Source organism: Streptomyces sparsus, from assembly GCF_054776295.1.
Window position 1 is genome coordinate 1 of the sequence record NZ_BAAHCA010001386.1, and the last position, 899, is coordinate 899.

Below are 899 nucleotides of genomic sequence, written 5' to 3' on the forward strand. Positions count from 1 at the left end.
CCGGGCCCGGCTGCGAGCGCCCGCCGAGGACGCGGAGCACAGCACCGCCCAACGCGAGGAGGCCGGCCGGTGATCGCTCTCCAACTGTTCGTCGGCCTGCTCACCCTGGTCGTCAACGCCTTCTTCGTGGGGGCCGAGTTCGCGCTGATCTCGGTACGCCGCAGCCAGATCGAGCCGCGGGCGGAGCTGGGCGACCGCCGGGCCAAGCGGGTCCTGTGGGGTCTGGAGCACGTGTCCGCGCTGCTCGCCACCGCGCAGCTGGGCATCACGCTGTGCACGCTGGTCCTGGGCATCGTGGCGGAACCGGCCATCGCCCACCTGCTGGAGCCGGCCTTCGAGTCGGTCGGCGTCTCCGGCGCGCTGGGGCACACCATCTCGTTCGTCATCGCGCTGTCCCTGGCGACGTACCTGCACATGCTCTTCGGTGAGATGGTGCCGAAGAACATCGCTCTGGCGGAGCCGGAGCGCACCGCGCTTGCGCTGGGGCCGCCGCTGGTGGCCGTCACCCGGGCGCTCCGCCCGTTCGTCTTCACCGTCAACAGCATCGCCAACGCCCTGTTGCGGCTGATCCGGGTGGAGCCCAAGGACGAGGTGGAGTCGACGTTCTCCGACGACGAGCTGGCCCGCCTGGTCGCCGACTCCAGTGCGGCCGGCCTGCTGGACGCCCGGGCCACCGAGCGGCTGCGGGACGCGCTGGAACTGGGCCGGCGGCCGGTGGCCGAGGTGGTGCGGCCCGGTGAGCGGGTGGTCGCCGCCCGGCTCGGGGTGACGCCGGAGCAGTTGGAGCGGCTCTCGGCGAGTTCGGGCTACTCCCGGTTCCCGGTGGTGGACGGCGCCGGCCGCGCCGTCGGCTACCTGCACGTCAAGGACGCCCTGGACGCGCACTCGCGCCACCTGCC

At 73.1% G+C, this 899-nt stretch carries 1 protein-coding gene; it reads left to right on the forward strand.

What is annotated here, in order from left to right; translation table 11 throughout:
- Positions 1-69: 69 nt before the first annotated feature.
- Positions 70-899, forward strand: an 830-nt coding sequence (locus ACYVE9_RS28595) for a hemolysin family protein (RefSeq protein WP_461030790.1), incomplete at its 3' end; no start/stop codon positions are given.